Below are 1939 nucleotides of genomic sequence, written 5' to 3'. Positions count from 1 at the left end.
TAAGCGTACACGGTGGATGCCCTGGCAGTCAGAGGCGATGAAGGACGTGCTAATCTGCGAAAAGCGCCGGCGAGGTGATATGAACCCTTGACCCGGCGATGTCCGAATGGGGAAACCCAGTGCAATCCGTTGCACTATCGTTAACTGAATACATAGGTTAACGAGGCGAACCGGGGGAACTGAAACATCTAAGTACCCCGAGGAAAAGAAATCAACCGAGATTCCCCCAGTAGCGGCGAGCGAACGGGGAGCAGCCCGGAGTCTGAATCAGCTTGTGTGTTAGTGGAACGGTCTGGAAAGTCCGACGGTACAGGGTGATAGTCCCGTACACGAAAATGCACATGCTGTGAACTCGAAGAGTAGGGCGGGACACGTGGTATCCTGTCTGAATATGGGGGGACCATCCTCCAAGGCTAAATACTCCTGACTGACCGATAGTGAACCAGTACCGTGAGGGAAAGGCGAAAAGAACCCCGGCGAGGGGAGTGAAAAAGAACCTGAAACCGTGTACGTACAAGCAGTGGGAGCCTCTTTATGGGGTGACTGCGTACCTTTTGTATAATGGGTCAGCGACTTATATTCTGTAGCAAGGTTAACCGTATAGGGGAGCCGAAGGGAAACCGAGTCTTAACTGGGCGTTAAGTTGCAGGGTATAGACCCGAAACCCGGTGATCTAGCCATGGGCAGGTTGAAGGTTGGGTAACACTAACTGGAGGACCGAACCGACTAATGTTGAAAAATTAGCGGATGACCTGTGGCTGGGGGTGAAAGGCCAATCAAACTCCGTGATAGCTGGTTCTCCCCGAAATCTATTTAGGTAGCGCCTCGTGAACTCATCTTCGGGGGTAGAGCACTGTTTCGGCTAGGGGGCCATCCCGGCTTACCAACCCGATGCAAACTACGAATACCGAAGAATGTTATCACGGGAGACACACGGCGGGTGCTAACGTCCGTCGTGAAGAGGGAAACAACCCAGACCGCCAGCTAAGGTCCCAAAGTCATGGTTAAGTGGGAAACGATGTGGGAAGGCACAGACAGCCAGGATGTTGGCTTAGAAGCAGCCATCATTTAAAGAAAGCGTAATAGCTCACTGGTCGAGTCGGCCTGCGCGGAAGATGTAACGGGGCTAAACCATGCACCGAAGCTGCGGCAGCGACGCTTATGCGTTGTTGGGTAGGGGAGCGTTCTGTAAGCCGTTGAAGGTGTGCTGTGAGGCATGCTGGAGGTATCAGAAGTGCGAATGCTGACATAAGTAACGATAAAGCGGGTGAAAAGCCCGCTCGCCGGAAGACCAAGGGTTCCTGTCCAACGTTAATCGGGGCAGGGTGAGTCGACCCCTAAGGCGAGGCCGAAAGGCGTAGTCGATGGGAAACAGGTTAATATTCCTGTACTTGGTGTTACTGCGAAGGGGGGACGGAGAAGGCTATGTCAGCCGGGCGACGGTTGTCCCGGTTTAAGCATGTAGGCGGAGGTTCCAGGTAAATCCGGTACCTTGTTAACGCTGAGGTGTGATGACGAGGCACTACGGTGCTGAAGTGATAAATGCCCTGCTTCCAGGAAAAGCCTCTAAGCATCAGGTAACACGAAATCGTACCCCAAACCGACTCAGGTGGTCAGGTAGAGAATACCAAGGCGCTTGAGAGAACTCGGGTGAAGGAACTAGGCAAAATGGTGCCGTAACTTCGGGAGAAGGCACGCTGATGTGTAGGTGAAGCCCCTGCGGGTGGAGCTGAAATCAGTCGAAGATACCAGCTGGCTGCAACTGTTTATTAAAAACACAGCACTGTGCAAACACGAAAGTGGACGTATACGGTGTGACGCCTGCCCGGTGCCGGAAGGTTAATTGATGGGGTTAGCGGCAACGCGAAGCTCTTGATCGAAGCGCCAGTAAACGGCGGTGGTAACTATAACCATCCTAAGGTAGCGAAATTCCTTGTCG

At 53.1% G+C, this 1939-nt stretch carries 1 rRNA gene; it reads left to right on the top strand.

Annotated features, from left to right (window positions below):
• Positions 1-1939 (top strand): 23S ribosomal RNA (locus ACYVJ4_RS14345); the annotation flags it as partial.

It is taken from the genome of Angustibacter peucedani (assembly GCF_054779595.1).
Note: the sequence above shows the minus strand (reverse complement) of the source record. Positions and strands in the feature narration are given on the sequence as shown.